This window comes from Pleomorphomonas sp. PLEO, assembly GCF_041320595.1.
Classification (GTDB): domain Bacteria; phylum Pseudomonadota; class Alphaproteobacteria; order Rhizobiales; family Pleomorphomonadaceae; genus Pleomorphomonas.
This window is the reverse complement of record NZ_CP166625.1, coordinates 2,248,231-2,263,285: the sequence shown is the minus strand read 5'-3', so window position 1 is coordinate 2,263,285 and position 15,055 is coordinate 2,248,231. Positions and strand designations below refer to the sequence as shown.

General features: G+C 63.5%; 11 protein-coding genes. 7 read left to right on the top strand and 4 right to left on the bottom strand.

What is annotated here, in order from left to right:
- Positions 1-338 precede the first annotated feature (338 nt).
- Positions 339-974: a hypothetical protein gene (locus AB6N07_RS10505; RefSeq protein WP_370677750.1), complete on the top strand. Its 636-nt coding sequence runs from the start codon at positions 339-341 to the stop codon at positions 972-974.
- A gap of 24 nt (positions 975-998) precedes the next feature.
- Here the strand turns inward: AB6N07_RS10505 and AB6N07_RS10500 are convergent, their stop codons facing one another.
- The gene (locus tag AB6N07_RS10500) at positions 999-4,541 is read right to left on the bottom strand and encodes an Ig-like domain repeat protein (RefSeq protein ID WP_370677749.1); all 3,543 of its coding nucleotides are present in this window, start codon (positions 4,539-4,541) and stop codon (positions 999-1,001) included.
- Positions 4,542-5,028: 487 nt separating this feature from the next.
- Between AB6N07_RS10500 and AB6N07_RS10495 the strand changes: the two genes are divergently transcribed.
- Positions 5,029-5,730, top strand: a complete 702-nt coding sequence (locus AB6N07_RS10495) for a hypothetical protein (RefSeq protein WP_370677748.1) — start codon at positions 5,029-5,031, stop codon at positions 5,728-5,730.
- 15 nt (positions 5,731-5,745) lie between these two features.
- On the opposite strand, the gene AB6N07_RS10490 is transcribed toward AB6N07_RS10495, so the two are convergent.
- Together AB6N07_RS10490 and AB6N07_RS10485 are read right to left on the bottom strand one after the other, a co-directional pair.
- Positions 5,746-7,095 carry an ATP-binding protein gene (locus AB6N07_RS10490; protein ID WP_370677747.1) on the bottom strand — a complete coding sequence of 450 codons (1,350 nt, stop codon included), beginning with the start codon at positions 7,093-7,095 and terminating at the stop codon, positions 5,746-5,748.
- Positions 7,092-7,829 (bottom strand): response regulator, encoded by a 738-nt coding sequence (locus tag AB6N07_RS10485; RefSeq protein ID WP_370678217.1) that lies wholly within the window; start codon positions 7,827-7,829, stop codon positions 7,092-7,094. Before AB6N07_RS10485 ends, AB6N07_RS10490 begins: the two co-directional genes overlap by 4 nt.
- Positions 7,830-8,375: 546 nt before the next feature.
- Here AB6N07_RS10485 and AB6N07_RS10480 point away from each other — a divergent pair.
- Together AB6N07_RS10480 and AB6N07_RS10475 are read left to right on the top strand one after the other, a co-directional pair.
- Entirely contained in the window at positions 8,376-8,990 is a 615-nt protein-coding gene (locus AB6N07_RS10480) for a DUF3313 domain-containing protein (protein ID WP_370677746.1), read from the top strand.
- A 64-nt stretch (positions 8,991-9,054) separates the two neighbouring features.
- Complete coding sequence (locus AB6N07_RS10475; protein WP_370677745.1) at positions 9,055-9,396, top strand: lysozyme inhibitor LprI family protein; 342 nt, start codon at positions 9,055-9,057, stop codon at positions 9,394-9,396.
- Between the two features lie 24 nt (positions 9,397-9,420).
- On the opposite strand, the gene AB6N07_RS10470 is transcribed toward AB6N07_RS10475, so the two are convergent.
- Positions 9,421-11,526, bottom strand: coding sequence for a putative bifunctional diguanylate cyclase/phosphodiesterase (locus tag AB6N07_RS10470; protein ID WP_370677744.1), 2,106 nt, complete (start codon positions 11,524-11,526; stop codon positions 9,421-9,423).
- Positions 11,527-12,084: 558 nt separating this feature from the next.
- Here AB6N07_RS10470 and AB6N07_RS10465 point away from each other — a divergent pair.
- From AB6N07_RS10465 to AB6N07_RS10455, 3 genes are all read left to right on the top strand, one after another.
- Positions 12,085-13,755 carry a methyl-accepting chemotaxis protein gene (locus AB6N07_RS10465; protein WP_370677743.1) on the top strand — a complete coding sequence of 557 codons (1,671 nt, stop codon included), beginning with the start codon at positions 12,085-12,087 and terminating at the stop codon, positions 13,753-13,755.
- Positions 13,756-14,199: 444 nt separating this feature from the next.
- Positions 14,200-14,583, top strand: coding sequence for a hypothetical protein (locus AB6N07_RS10460; protein WP_370677742.1), 384 nt, complete (start codon positions 14,200-14,202; stop codon positions 14,581-14,583).
- Positions 14,584-14,664: 81 nt separating this feature from the next.
- Positions 14,665-15,033: a hypothetical protein gene (locus AB6N07_RS10455; RefSeq protein ID WP_370677741.1), complete on the top strand. Its 369-nt coding sequence runs from the start codon at positions 14,665-14,667 to the stop codon at positions 15,031-15,033.
- The last annotated feature ends 22 nt before the right edge of the window (positions 15,034-15,055 follow it).

Here is a 15,055-nt window from a genome sequence, read left to right as displayed (position 1 = left end):
CAGCGAGAGCTGCCGCCTATGGTAAGAACAGGCCGCACTATAGTTATAAATTACAGGAAAAACCTTTAATTTCTTATTCCCACATTCCAGAATTTGCAACCTCGGGCGAGCCCGCCTCGTGGCGCGGCATTGCCCGGCGGCTGAGGATCGCGCGTCTTCCTCGTCACAGCTAGACCATGGCCGGCAAGCGCGTCCTGACGCAAAGCCGATCCACTTCTGCTGGAATTACCGGATGTCGCCGACATGTCGGACTTTTGATTGGCTTTTGTGGAGTCCCAAGCTCAGGCTAACACGACTACGCCAAGAACCACCTACGCGTTAGGTATGAGGGAGAGACCATGCTTCACAACCGTATGCCGGCCCTTCTCGCCGCCGCCATCGTCAGCCTGCCGATCGCCGTGGGCCTTGGCTCGCCCGCTTTCGCCGAGGGCGGCAAGACCGATCCTGTTCGCATCCGCGGCGATATCGTCAGCTTCAACGATCCGGCGCTGACGGTGAAGACGCGCGAGGGCGAGACGGTCGATATCGCGCTGGCCCCGAAATGGCAGCTCTCCAGCGTTGCCCGCGCCGCCGTCACCGACATCAAGCCCGGCGATTTTGTCGGCATCGCATCGGCGCCGGCCAAGGATGGCGGCGACGATGCGCTTGAGGTGGTGATCTTTCCGCCAGCCATGAAAGGCACCGGCGAAGGCAGCCGCGGATGGGACCTGAAGCCCAACAGCACCATGACCAACGCCACGGTGGCCGACGCGGTCAAGAGCGTCAACGGCCAGACCGTGACCGTCACCTATCACGGCCAGGAGAAGAAGATCACCATTACCGAGGGCACGCCCATCGTGACCTTCGCGCCGGCCACCAAGGCCGACATGAAGCCGGGGGCGGTGGTCTTCGTCATTGCCGAGAAGGCGATCGATGGCGCCATCACCGCGCAACGCGTCGTCGTCGGCACCAATGGCGTCGTCCCGCCGATGTGACCCCTCTTCACCGGCCCGCGATTTTCAAAAGGCCAGCCTGATACCCGCCCTCACCTGTTGGCTGGCGACGCCGCCGCCGTCGGCCGACAGCTGGTATTCGAGCTCGAGGTTGAGGCCATCGAGCGTCGTCGCGCCAAGGCTGAGGCCGATGGTGGCGCTGTCCTTGGCCGAAGACTCTCCCGAGATCGTATAGCCGAAGCCGCCGACGTCAGCGTAGCCGAGGCCCTGCGTGAAACCGCCGTCAAGAGCATGGCGATATTCCAACCGGGCGCCGGGCGTCAGCGTGCCCCAGCTCATCGGCACCGCATAGGCGGCCTTGAGGCCAGCGACGCCGGCCACCGTCGTCGTATCCATCTCGTCATAAGCGAGCGCCAAGCCGCTGGGTCCGCTCTCGGCATAACCATCGAGCGCCACCTTGACGATGTCGAGGCGGCTGTAGCCGGTCAGCCTGAGGCTGGAGAAATCCTGCGCCGTCGATAGACCGACCGACCCGAACAGGTCGTGGCCATCGCGCGTGCCGTCGAATTGGTTGCCGCTCGACCATCGCTCGCTGTCGAACCTCAACGCTCCGTAGCCGCCGACGACATCGAGCCAGGTCCGCTCAGCCAGCTTGAGACTGGCGTAGATCTGGGCGGTATAGGCCGTGCCGTCGGACGAACTGTTCGAGCCCAAGGTGGTGTGATCGACGGCGAAGCCACCGGCGAGCCCCACGGTCAGGGCGTCGGTCATCCGGCGATCGAGGCCGACGGTGAAGCCGGACGAGGTGAAGCGGTCGTTGCCGTTCGAGTCCGCCCGGCCCCAGTCGACCGAGCCGCCGGACCACAGATGGAACGGCAGGCCGGCCTTGCGCTCGGCCACCTCGATGCCTCTCGACAGCTGGCTGACCGCCTGGCTGGCAGAGGAGTCCGTGCCGGTATTTTCCGATGACGCGCCGCTGCCATAGGCCAGCGCCGAAGCGGCATAGCTGGAGCGGGCGGTCTGGCCGCCGCCACCGTCCGCCGCGCTGGATGCCGGCTCGTCGTGCAGTTGTTCCAGACGCTGGACGGTGTTGGTGATCTGAGTCTGGCCGAAGCGGGCCGAACTGGTCGCCTGCGCGGTGACCATCGCCGTCACCGTCTGATCCTGGCTGGGGTCGGGTCGGACGGCGGCGCTGACGGTGATCGTCACCACCGACGAGGTGACCGCCGCGTTGTTGGTATCGCCCGCGTAGGCGGCGGTGATCGAATGGCTGCCGCTGGCAAGGGCCGAGGTGGCAAAGGACGCCGAACCGCCGGATATCGTATCCGTGCCGAGCGTCGTGCCACCATCCTTGAAAGTGACTGTGCCGCTCGGCGACGCGCCGCCGCTCAGCGTGGCCGTCAACGTCACCGATCCCCCCGAAACAACTGTGGTGGGCGAGGCGGACAGCACGATGGCCGGCGTGACGCTGGCAACCGTGACGACATAGGCCGCGCTTCCGGTATAGCCGCCGGCATCCGTCGCGGTCACGGTGAAATTGAAGGAACCGGCGGTGGCCGGCGTGCCCGACAGAACGCCCGACGTTGCATCGAATGACAGCCCAGCCGGCAAAGTGCCCGCTGTAACCACGTAGCTGTAGGGGGCAGTGCCGCCGGAGGCCGTCAGTGTCTGGCTATAGGCAGTGCCGACGGTGGCGTTCGGCAGGCTCGCTGGCGTCAGGCTGATGGTCGGCGCGCTGACAGTGACGGTCACCGCGCTCGAAGTGGCCGCGATGTTGTTGGTATCGCCGCCGTAGACGGCGGTGATCGCATGCGAGCCGGCGGCAAGAGAGCTCGTCGAATAGCTCGCGGCGCCGCCGGATATCGTATCCGAGCCGAGCGTCGTACCGCCGTCCTTGAAGGTGACCGTGCCGCCTGGTGATACCCCGCCGGACAGCGTGGCCGTGAGGGTTACCGACGTGCCGGCCATCACCGAACTGGGCGAGGCAGATAGCGCGATGGCCGGCGTGACACCGTCAACCGTGATGGCATAGGCCGCGCTTCCGGTGTAGCCGCCGGCATCCGTCGCGGTCACGGTGAAATTGAAGGAACCGGCGGCGGCCGGCGTGCCTGACATAACTCCGGTCGCGACAACGAATGACATACCGGTAGGGAAAACGCCCGTTGTAACCATGTAACTATAGGGGGCGGTGCCACCGGAGGCTGTCAGCGTCTGGCTATAGGCAGTGCCGACGGTGGCATTGGGCAGACTCGACGGCGTCAGGCTGATGGTCGGGGCATTGACGGCGACGGTCACCGCGCTCGATGTCACCGTGTCGTTGTTCGTATCGCCGCCATAGACGGCGGTGATCGTGTGCGACCCGGTGGCAAGCGAGTTCGTCGAATAGCTCGCAGAGCCGCCGGATACCGTATCCGAGCCGAGCGTCGTGCCGCCGTCCTTGAAGGTGACCGTGCCGCTTGGTGACACCCCGCCGGACAGCGTGGCCGTGAGCGTTACGGGCGTGCCGACGACAATCGACGCGGACGAGGCGGATAGCCCGATGGCCGGCGTCGCCAGGCCGACGCTGCCGCTATAGGCCCTCGTGCCGTCAAAGGCGTTGGCGTCCGTCGCGGTTATGTTGAAGTAAAAGGCGCCGACCGCCGTCGGCATACCGGAAAGCGTGCCCGATGACGTGAGGCTCAGACCAGCCGGTAAAGTTCCGGCTGTGACGCCATAGCTGTAGGGCCCCGTGCCACCGGAGGCCGTGATCGTCTGGCTGTAGGCACTGCCGACGACAAGGGCCGGCAGAAGTCCCGGCGACACACTGATCGTCGGCGCGTCAACGCGGACCGTCAATGTGTTGGACGTGGCCGTGTCGTTGTCCGCGTCGCCACCGTAGACCGCGCTTATCGCATGCGTGCCGTAGCTCAGAGAGCTGGTTGAATAGCTCGCGGAACCGCCCGAAATCGTTCCCGTGCCGAGTGTCCCGCTGCTATCGCGGAAGGTGACCGTTCCGCTCGGCGACGCCCCGTCGGACAGCGTCGCCGTGTAGGTTACGGTGTCGCCGTACGTCAGCACAGTGGGACCGGACAGCCTGACGGTGGGTGTCGCCACGGTGGGCGTCACCGCGTTGGAGTCGGCGGAGGCATTGCTCGTGCCGACCTCGTTGGTGGCGCTGACGGAGAAGGTGTAGCTGGTGCCGTTGGTGAGGCCAGTGACGGTGATCGGGCTCGCCGTACCCGTCGCCGTCTTGCCGCCGGGGCTTGAGGTGACGGTATAGCCGGTGATGGCCGATCCGCCATCGCTCGACGGCGCGGTGAAGGTCACGCTCGCAGAGCCGGTGCCGGCCGTCGCCGTGCCGATCGTCGGGGCATCTGGCGCGGACGCATATTTGAAGATGTTGTAAACCGATGTTTGTGAAAGCGGCGTCCAAATCATGACATTGGGGGTACCGGCGGGATGAGCCGGCGTGACCGCGGTGATCTGGGTGTCGGAATCGACAGTGAAGGAGGTCGCTGGATAACCGTAGTCGAAGCGGACGTCGTAGGTACCCGTCAAGTTCGTACCGGTAATGATGACCGTGGTCCCGCCCAGCGTCGATGCGACATTCGGCGATACTGAGTTGATCATCGAGATATCAGCTGCCTCGGCGGAGGAGACAGTCACCAACAAAAGCGCCGCCAAGAGCAGGCAGACGCGCCTAAAACCGCGCCCGAGCCACCCAAAGCCAGCCGATAAGACACAGCCGTATAGACGCGAACCAGCGCGCCGCGCCGTCGACAAATGAAGCCGCATGACCATGTACTCGGAAAGGAATCGTCGACGACGGAAAAGCTGAAATAAGTTATTTTACGAATGCACTAGATCGCTAGATCGCCCACGTCGCCCCTGAAGTCGAGCTTTATTTTCAATTTGACTCGTAATTTTTTACGACCGGGCTGCGAAAACCTACGCGAGCCTCCGCCAAGCGACCTTGGCTTGGTGGCGGGTCGGCAATGGCAAATCGCGGCGGACACGTAACTTTATACAATGTCGCACTTTCGCCAATGTCGCCGAATGAAAAAGCCATGAAGCTGTGTGACCTGTCGATCCTCCGAGGTTTTCTAAGGAAAACAAAATGGTCGACGCAGCTCAGATGCGGTATTCCGCCTCCAAAATGATCTTCTGGAAATGGGCCTTCGGCATTGGCGTCGGCGCCGCCTGCGCCGGCGCGGTCGTCGTGATCGAACGCGGCCCCTCGGTCCCGCCGCCCGTGGTCGTATCGCCGCCCCCGATCGCCGAGCTGTCGCCGCCGATTGAGGCGACCGGCACGGTAAGCATAGGCGGCACCCCGCTGACGACCGCCTCGGTCGACGTGGCGACGGGCATCGAAACGCCGTCGCCGGCGGCGACGTTGCTTCCCCCCGAAAAGCCCAAGAGCGCCGTCAGCAAGATCTTCCGGGTGCGCGAGACGACGCCGACCGGGGTCGCTCATTTCGACACCTGCCTGCCGTCTTGCGAAACGCGGGATCCTCAGGTGGTGGGCCAGGAACAGGCAGACCTTGCGCCGGAGCCGGCCCCCTCCGCCGCCGACATGCCGCCCGTCCCTGTTGGCCCCGTGCCGCCGGCTCTCATCCCGCCGGTTGCCGCCGTCATGCCACCGCCCGCCCCGCCGGTGCTGGAGCCCTTTGACGTGGCGCCTCTGCCACCGCCGAAGGACGTCGTCGGCGCCGCCATCGATGGCGGCAAGCACCTCATCAATCGGGTGGAGAGAACCTCCGACGCCGTCGTAGCCGGCACCAAGCGGGCGCTCGACGTGGCGGTCGATCTGGTGTGGTGACGATGGCCACCGGCGTCAGCCTGCGCGGCAGGGCGTGGGCTCTTTGAGCAAGGTGATCCGTGCGATGAGCCCCCTCGGCGCGCGGTCGATGAGATCCAGCCGGCCACCGTGGGCGTAGGCAATGCTACGGGCGATCGACAGGCCGAGCCCGAGACTGCCGGTGCTGGCGGCTCGCGCCGTATCCGCCTTGAAGAACGGCTCGAAGACCTGCTTCTTGAGATCGTCGGACAGTCCGGGTCCGTCGTCACACACGTCGATGACAATCGAGCCCTCGGCCTCGCCGAGCAACAGCTCGATTTTGCCGGAAACCCGCGAGGCATTGTCGATCAGGTTGGAGATCGCCCGGGTCAGGTTACGCGGCTCGCACATGCAGACGAGCCGTGACGGCCCTGAAAAGACAACGGGCACGCCGACGTCGGCATAATCGGATGCGATCGTCTGCAACAGGCTGCTGAGGTCGACCTTTTTCGGCGGGGCGCCTTCGCCGGGAGACGTGGTCTTCAGATAGGCCATCGTCTCGTCGATCATCGTCGCCAGCATCGAGATGTCGCGCAGCAGCAGCTGCCGCAGCTCCGGCTCATGCGAGCGCTCGACACGCATGCGCAGCCGCGTCAGCGGCGTCCGGAGATCGTGGCCGAGCGAGCGAAGCATGGTCGTCCGCCTTTGGGCCATGTCCCGGATGCGCAATTGCATGGTGTTGAGGGAGTCGCGCAGGCTGCGCACCTCCGAGGCGCCATCGGCCTTGAACAGCTCCTGCGAGTTCTCGTGCCCGCTGATCCGCTGGGCGTCCTCGGCGAATTCGATCAGCGGCCGGGTCAAGCGATGACTGAGGTAATAGGACAGAAGAAGCACCGGCAGGACGACCAGCAACGTCAGCCCCAGGACGTAGACGATCCCGAGAAAATCCGACGAAGCGGCTGGAAAATCGGGATGAAAGACGATGGCGTGGCTATCGTCGATACGAAGGACCACTTGCGCGCCCCGCGCATCGCCGTCCAGCCGCTGGTCGGCAAGCTGCACAAGGTCCCCAACGATGCGGTCGAAAAGAGCGGCATCGATACCGCGCGGCGGGCGCGGATCGATCTCCCGAGAAAACCGCCGATCCGTCAGCTCCACGGTGAGGCCGAGGCGCTTCGCCGTCTCGATCACCCGCGTCGCCTCGACGGGAGAACCGGAAACAAGAGTCTGCTCGGCGACCAGCAGGATCTTGCCCGCCTCGGCTTCCACCCAGGCCCGTTGCCTGGATGCGGTCTCCCGGAACGTGCCATGCACGGACGCGAACGCGCCCAGCAGGAAAATCGGCACCACGGCCAGCAGGAAAATCTGCGTCCGCATGGAGGCGAGGCCAAGGCGCGTGAACATCATGCCCTTTCGACGGCCGGTGTGAACAGGTAGCCGCCGAGGCGCACCGTCTTGATCAGAAGCGGCTCTTTCACATCGGGCTCGATCTTCTGCCGCAATCGGCTGACGTGAACGTCGATGCTACGCAGGATCGGCCCCGCCGCCCCGGCGTGCGTCAACCCCAGGAGCTGCTGGCGCGTCATCACCCGTCCGGGATGCTGGCAGAACGCCAAGAGCAGATCGAACTCGGCCGTCGTCGTGGAGATCTCCACGCCATCCGGATCGTAGAGCTGGCGCGTGACGGGATCGAGCCGCCAGCCGGCAAAGGTCAGGCTGGTAACCGCCTCGTCGGTCTCGCTGCCGTAGGATGCCCGCCGCAGCAGACCCTTGATCCGGGCCAGAAGTTCCCGCGAATTGAAGGGCTTGGTGACATAGTCGTCCGCCCCCAGCTCCAGTCCGAGGATGCGGTCGATGTCCTCGCTGAGCGCGGTCAGCATCAGGATCGGCGTCTTGCCGGTCGCGCGCAGCCGCCGGCAGATGCTGAAACCATCCTCACCCGGCAGCATGGCGTCCAGCACGATGAGGTCGGCGCCGCGCTGGCCGAGCAGGCGGTTCATCTCGCCGCCCGAAATGGCGACGGATGCCTGAAAGCCGCTCTCGGCCATCAGCTCCACCAGCATCTGTGCGATGTCGGGATCGTCCTCGACGATGACGATGCGCGGCGTATCGGAGAGATCGGTCACTGTGTTGGCAGGCATGGCCGCCATGTTTGGTCTCTGTTTCAAGGGTCATGTCGCAGATCGTCGTCAGTCTCACAGCATTTGCCGATCAGGACAGACTAAACCGCAGGCCCTTCAGTCTATGACCAACCGGCGCCTCGTTCTGTTATTTTTTGTTACATGGTTCAGCGACGAAAGAACCATGCCAGCACCACAATAAATCTAAACATTTCAAAACACTGAAAAACAATCGTCGGCCGTAGTCATTCCAACTGACGGACCGGGCACTTGCGTTGCCGTGTCTGGCACGCGCCACACGCTTTCCCACCAGGATCGGTGCGCCCGCCTCTCGACCTTGCATGGAGACACTTCGTGAAGACCGCGAACACCGGCCCCAAACTCGCTCTAGTGGTTCGACTCCGACATTTGCATACGCCTGATATCGGCCTCGGAGCAAATGTCGGAGTCATAAGAACCACTAGCAAGTTATTGGTTCTACTGGATCTTTTGAATTTGACATTTGATCGCAAACTTTATGTCAGGCGGGACTCAAATGTCAAATTCGCTCCACTAGCCCTGCTTTTCGTGATCCTGCCTGCTTGCGCCGGCATCACCCCGGTTGCCTATTCGGGCCTTCAGTCGTCGTCCTATCTTGCGCCCAACCCCAGTGATGATGATGGCCGCATGCCCTATCGCTATGCCGCTCCCGTCGACTGGCGGTCCTACAACAGCGTCATCCTCGACCCGGTGGTCATCTATCGCGGTCCCGACCAGCAATTCGATGGCGTCTCCGACGAAGACAAGCAAACCCTCGCCAGCACCATGCGCGACGCCTTCACGGCCGCGCTCAGCCGGCGCTTCGCCTTTGTCGGTGAGCCGACCCCCAATACCCTGCGCATTCGCCTGACGCTGACCGGCGCCAGCACCAGCACGCCGGTGCTCGGCACGCTGTCCCGCTTCGACCTGGCCGGTGGGGTCTACAACGGCGTCCAGGCGGCGCGCGGCGGCGAAGGCGCGATGACCGGCGCCGTCGTCTTTGCCGTCGAAATCTACGACGCTTCGACCAACACCCTGCTCGCCGCCTATATCGAGAAGCAATACCCCAACCCCTACAACATCTCCGCCAGCTTCGGCGCGCTGTCGGCCGCCAAGGTCGGCATCGAAAAGGGCGCCGAACACTTGGTGGAACGGTTGCGGTGAAGGCTCGGACCGCTCGGGCGATTATACCAACGCCTCGACCACAAGACCGGCATGGGGACATGCGATGACAAAACGCGCCGGAGCGACACTCGCCCTTTGCCTCATGGCGATGACATCATTGGCTCATGCCGCGCCCCCTAGCTTCGACTGTGACGGTAGCCATTCCCAGATCGATGCGATGATTTGCGGCGACGACGCGCTCGCCAGCCTCGACATGCAACTTGCCCGGAGCTTTGCCCGCGCCATGGCCCGGGCAAACGCCGACGAAGTCGCCGGTCTAAAAAGCGACCAACGGGTCTGGCGCGCCCAGTTGCGCAAATGCGGCGGCGTAGCCAGCCCTCGGGCCTGCGTCGTCGATACCTATGAAAGGCGGATCGCAGACTTGCCGACCGGCGCATCCCGCTGAAACGTCCGGCCGGTGATGTCGCTCCTACCCCGCCGACATTGCCTGAGGGCCGTGGGCCGCCACCCCGCCCCCGGTGGAGCCATCCACCTGTTTGCGGAGCATCGCCTCGAACGCCTCGGCCGGCAGCCCTGGGGCGTACAGGAAGCCCTGGGCATAATCGCAGCCGATCGCCTTCAGGATATCGCGCTGCCGCTCGGTCTCGACGCCCTCGGCCACCACGGAGAGGCCCAGGCGGTGAGCCATGCCGATGATCGCCTCGCAGATATCGAGGCCAGCGCCCTCAAGGTCGGACACGAAGGAGCGGTCGACCTTCAGCGTATCGATGTCGAACTTCCTGAGATAGGCGAGCGAGGAATAGCCGGTGCCGAAGTCGTCGATGGCGATCTCGATGCCGGCGTCGCGGAAGGCGATCAGCTTCTGCATCACCTGTGGCTCGGCATGGAGCAGCAGGCCCTCGGTGATCTCGATGCTGATGGCCTGGCCGGTCAATCCGTGCCGCGCCAGCTCGGCCATCCAGCCGAACCCCGAGAAGTCGTTGCTGCGGAACTGCACCGGCGACTGATTTACCGCGATCTGCAAGTCGGGAATGAACAGGTTGCGGCAGCGGGCAACCTCGGCGATCGCCTGCCGCGTCACCCAGTCGCCCAGCGGCACGATCAGCCCGGTCTCCTCGGCCAGCGGAATGAACGTGCCCGGACTGACCAGACCCCGCGTCGGGTGTTGCCAGCGGACCAGCGCTTCGGCCTTGGTGATCAGTCCGCTCTTGAGATCGATGACCGGCTGGTAGTGGACGATAAATTGTTCGTCGGCGATCGCCTGCCGCAGATCGCTGGCAAGTCGCATGCGAACGCTAGCTGCCCGCTGCAGCGCCGACGTGAAGAAATACAGGCAATTGCGGCCGGCCCCCTTGGCGGCATAAAGCGCCTGATCGGCGTTTCTGAGCAGCTCTTCCAGCGATTGCGTATCCTTTGGGAAGAGAGAAATGCCGATGCTGGCGGTGATGAACACCTGTTCGAAATCGACGGGGATGGACGTCTCGAACCGCCGCAGCACATCCTTGGCGATCGCCTCGACCTCGCCGGCATCCGAGATGCCGTTGAGGATCAGCGCGAACTCGTCGCCGCCGATGCGCGCGATGGTATCGCCGGACCGCTCGCACTCCCTGAGGCGATCCGCCACTTCGCCGAGCAGCCGGTCGCCGGTGGTGTGGCCGAGCGTATCGTTGACCTCCTTGAAGCGATCGAGATCGATCATCAACAGCGCCATCATCTTGCCGCTGTCGGCCGCCTGCCGCGCCCCTTGCGCCAACCGGTCGCCGAACATGTGGCGGTTGGGCAAACCGGTGACGCTGTCGTAGTTGGCTTGCCAGCGGATGAGGTTTTCGGCCGCCTTGCGCTCGGTGATGTCGGAAAACACGCTGACGCAGCTTTTCACTTTGCCGAGGGCGTCCTTGACCACCGTGAGGGTCGTTTCCCTGAGGTAATATTCACCGTCCTTGCGCTGGTCCCACAGTTCGCCGGCCCAGTATCCTTCCGCCTCCAGCGTCCGCCAGATCTCGGCGTAAAATGCCTCGTCGTGCCGGTCGGACCGGAACATGCGGAGATCGCGCCCCTCGACCTCGGCCTGCGACCAGCCGGTAAGGCGCGTGAAGGCCGGGTTGATGGCTGCGATTTTGTTGTCGGCATCACTGACCATGATGGCTTCCGACGTCGTCTGGTAGACCGTGCTGGCGATCCGCTCCTGTTCCTGCGCTTTCTTGTGCTCAGTGATGTCGAGAACATAGACCAGCCGGTCGAGTCGCCCGGACCCGGAGGGAAACGATGCCGAGTTCGACCAGATGATGCGCTTGCTGCCATCGCGCCGGACGACGGTCCACTCCCCGCCAAGATAAGTACCGTTGTCGAGAAAATCCTGGTGGCGCACCAGTACCGAGGCACGCGCTTCCTCGGGAAACACCATCAGAAAGCTTTCGCCGAGCATATCGGCGATGGTATAGCCATAAAGGTCGGCATAGGCTGGATTGACCGAAATATAGTGACCGTCATAATCGATCACGGCGATACCGACCGGTGCCCGGCTGAGGATCGCCCGCATCAGCCGATCTGGATCGCGGTCAAGTCCTTGTTTCATGTTTCAGACAGTGCCCCCGCTGCGCCTGAAAGCCTGACTTGAAGATACCAATATTCCGTTACGCGAACGAAGCTATCATTTCGGCTTGTTCAGAACCTGATGCCTATTTGTTTGATTCTACAAGGCTTGCGACTTTTGACCATTGGCTCGCTGTTTGGTGCAAGCGCGGGTTTTCACTGGCGAGTGGCCGCTCCGAACTGGCCGCGAGCATCGATTTCCATAAGCGGCGGCGCCCCTGTAGCCGGAAGCCCCCGATCCGACCGGAAGCGCGCCCCAAGTTGTCAGCGAGCCCGCTTAATCAGCTCCGCGCAGAGGCTTCTCCGCCAAACCATACGGACCCAATAATAATGACAATAATGACGTGAAATACGTGATCGTTCATTTCCAGATAATCAACAAATAGCGCATTATTGGCACTTTTTACAATACAATGATCTGCGTAGTTATAGTTTTATTAACTATAATTTTCCAGAATTAGCCAACCAGAACGAGACACCACCAAAAGGTGTAGTCTCAACTGTGAGGGCAGGTATTTTGTCTTACGCAAATTTGTCAATATTGGCGAAGGTCTCTTCGCTCCTCGTGCTGCTTGGCTTTGGCGCATTGGCAGGTGGCGGCTATGCCGTCAACCAGATGATCGCCATCGACACCAGCTACAGCGATCTCCTCACGGGGCCGTCGGCAGGCAGTCTCAGCTTTGCCCGCGCCAACAGGGCGGTGTCCGATTTGAGCACCTCTCTCTACTGGAACGCTGCCTCGACAACGGATGAAGGCAACCAGGCCGCCACGGCCGCCCGTAATGACGCGCTGACCTCGTTCGACAAGAACATGGATCTGGCCAAGACGGCCGCCTCGGACAAGAAGGCCGGGATTGAAGACATAGCGTCCAGCCTTCATCAGCTCATGGCCGGCGTCTGCGGCGACGTCGTAAAGCTGTCGCAAACGACTGATCCCGCTGCCAACGCCAAGGCTCTCGGCCTGCTTCAGAGCGATTGCTACCCGCAAATCCTCGCCTTGCAAAAGAAGTCGACGGAGCTGAACAACGCCCTGGTTGCCGAAACGAACGCGATAAGCGACGCCAACACGGAAACCTCCTGGGGCGCGGTGTGGATGACTCTCAGCGTCATCGGCCTGACGGTCGTCGCGGTGATCGGGCTGGCGATCTGGGTCCTGTCCAATGGGGTGACGCGGCCAATCGCCAAACTGCTGGAGGCCATGAGGGCCATGCAATCGGGCCATTACGACCTCAGCATTCTTGGCCTCGGTCGCAAAGACGAAGTCGGCGAAATCGCCGCGGGCCTTGAATCCTTCCGCGTCAGCCTGATCGACGCCGAGGCGGCGCGCAAGGCGCAGGAAGCCGCCAAGGCCGCCGAGGACGCGGCGATGCGCAAGCGCTCTGCCATGGCCGACCGCTTCGTGTCGCACATGCAGGACCTGGCCACCGGCTTCGGCGCCTCGTCCACCGAAGTGGCCGACGCCGCCCGCAACCTGTCGGCCACGGCCGAGGAAACCGCCCGGCAGGCGCAGGCCGTCACCGGCGCGGCCGAGGAAGCGGCCACCAACGTGCAGACGGTCGCCGCCGGCGCCGAGGAATTGTCGGCCTCCATCCGCGAGATCTCCTCGCAGATCACCCACTCCTCCACCATCGCCCAAGAGGCGGCAAAGGAAGCGGAAACCAGCTCGCAGAACGTTCAGACGCTGTCGCTGGCCGCCCAGCAGATCGACGAGGTGGTGACGCTGATCTCCAACATCGCCGCCCAGACCAACCTTCTCGCCCTCAACGCCACCATCGAAGCGGCGCGGGCCGGCGAAGCCGGCAAGGGCTTTGCCGTCGTCGCTGCCGAGGTCAAACAGCTCGCCGACCAGACGGCCAAGGCCACCGACCAGATCGGCCGCAAGATCAGCGAAATCCAATCGGCCACCGGCAGCACCGTCGATGCGATCTCCCGCATCGTCAAAACGGTGAGCAACATCCAGGAGTCCTCGGCGGCGATTGCCGGCGCGGTTGAAGAGCAGGGAGCGGCCTCCACCGAGATCGCCCGCAATACCCAGCGGGCGGCGGCCGGCACCACAGACGTTACCGCCAACATCACCGGCGTCAGCACGGCCGCCGAGATGACGGGCGCCGCCTCGACGCAACTGATGACCCTGTCGGACCGACTGAACGAGCAATCGACGGCGCTGCAGAAAGAGGTCTCCGAGTTCGTGCACAGCCTGAACGCCGCGTAATAGGAAGGGGCAGGCACGGCCCATCGGCACCTCTCAAGATATCGAACGAACCCCGTCGGTTTCCGGCGGGGTTTTGTTTTTAGGGCCTGCTTTGGCGGGCCTGAACCGGGCTTCAAGGGCCTCAGCGGCGGGTTTTCCGGCATTCCTGAAGATTTTTTAGACGAAAGTCGCATTGGTTTCGTGATCGACGGACCGGTTCGGCGCGGTCCGCTCGTGAGCGGCTCCGTCTCGGTTTGTCGCGGCACACCGCGCTTTTCCTCATCCCGCCCGCCATCGTTCAACTGACCGCACACGCTTTCGCGATCCGCTCTTCACTTCCCTGGCGCGCACTCGTCAGCGAGGGCCGGTTTCGCCGTGATCGAGCAAGGGGCAAATAACGGTCATCGGCAGCCAACAAGCGCTGCCCCTTCAAACAAACCAAACATGAAGACCGGAGTTTTGATCATGAACAAGTTCCTCGCCGCCGCCGCTTTCGCCGTCGCCCTCGTCCCCGCCATCGCCAATGCCGGCCAGGTCTTCTACGACCCGTCGGTCGATAGCGGCACCTCGCCCTTCATCGCCCTGCCCGCTCAGGTCAATCCCGCCAACGCAGCTGCCGCCGCCGCCGATGCTCAGCGTTACGCCACCGTGGCCGACAGCGCGGTGATCGGTACCCACGGCGTCGCCGCTCAGACGGTCACCGAATATGACCCGGGTGCCTCCGACGGCCAGTCGGCCTTCGTCACCAAGCAGGTCATTCCCGGCGCCACCGCTCCGGTCGTTCATTCCTCGACCGTCGCCTATGCCGACAGTGCCGACCTGATCGGCAACCGCGCCGGTTCCAAGTAACAAGCTCGGCAGTGGAGAGACCTCCCCCGCTGCCATTCCCCAACAAAGCTCCCTGAACACCTTCCGATTGGAGTTATCGAAATGAACAAGTTCCTCGCCGCCGCCGCTTTTGCCGTCGCCCTCGTTCCCGCCATCGCCAATGCCGGCCAGGTCTTCTACGACCCCTCGGTTGATAGCGGCACCTCGCCGTTCGTCGCCGTGCCGACCCAGGTCAACCCGGCCAACGCCGCCGCTGCCGCCGCCGATGCCCAGCGTTACGCCAGCGTTGATGGCAACGCGGTGATTGGTACCCACGGCGTCGCCGCCCAGCCGGTCACCGAATATGATCCAGGTGCCTCCGATGGTCAGTCGGCCTTCTCGACCACGCTGATCATCCCCGGCGCCACGGCTCCCATCGCCCACCCGCACTACGTGCCCTACGCCGACAACAGCGACCTCATCGGTTATTGATGGCGTCCCTTAGTCGCCACAA

Excerpts from the sequence above, each read along its gene's own strand:
- AB6N07_RS10505 (WP_370677750.1), top strand. The coding sequence starts at position 339 with ATGCTTCACAACCGTATGCCGGCCCTTCTCGCCGCCGCCATCGTCAGC.
- AB6N07_RS10500 (WP_370677749.1), bottom strand. The coding sequence starts at position 4,541 with ATGATCAACTCAGTATCGCCGAATGTCGCATCGACGCTGGGCGGGACC.
- AB6N07_RS10495 (WP_370677748.1), top strand. The coding sequence starts at position 5,029 with ATGGTCGACGCAGCTCAGATGCGGTATTCCGCCTCCAAAATGATCTTC.
- AB6N07_RS10490 (WP_370677747.1), bottom strand. The coding sequence starts at position 7,095 with ATGATGTTCACGCGCCTTGGCCTCGCCTCCATGCGGACGCAGATTTTC.
- AB6N07_RS10485 (WP_370678217.1), bottom strand. The coding sequence starts at position 7,829 with ATGCCTGCCAACACAGTGACCGATCTCTCCGATACGCCGCGCATCGTC.
- AB6N07_RS10475 (WP_370677745.1), top strand. The coding sequence starts at position 9,055 with ATGACAAAACGCGCCGGAGCGACACTCGCCCTTTGCCTCATGGCGATG.
- AB6N07_RS10470 (WP_370677744.1), bottom strand. The coding sequence starts at position 11,526 with ATGAAACAAGGACTTGACCGCGATCCAGATCGGCTGATGCGGGCGATC.
- AB6N07_RS10460 (WP_370677742.1), top strand. The coding sequence starts at position 14,200 with ATGAACAAGTTCCTCGCCGCCGCCGCTTTCGCCGTCGCCCTCGTCCCC.
- AB6N07_RS10455 (WP_370677741.1), top strand. The coding sequence starts at position 14,665 with ATGAACAAGTTCCTCGCCGCCGCCGCTTTTGCCGTCGCCCTCGTTCCC.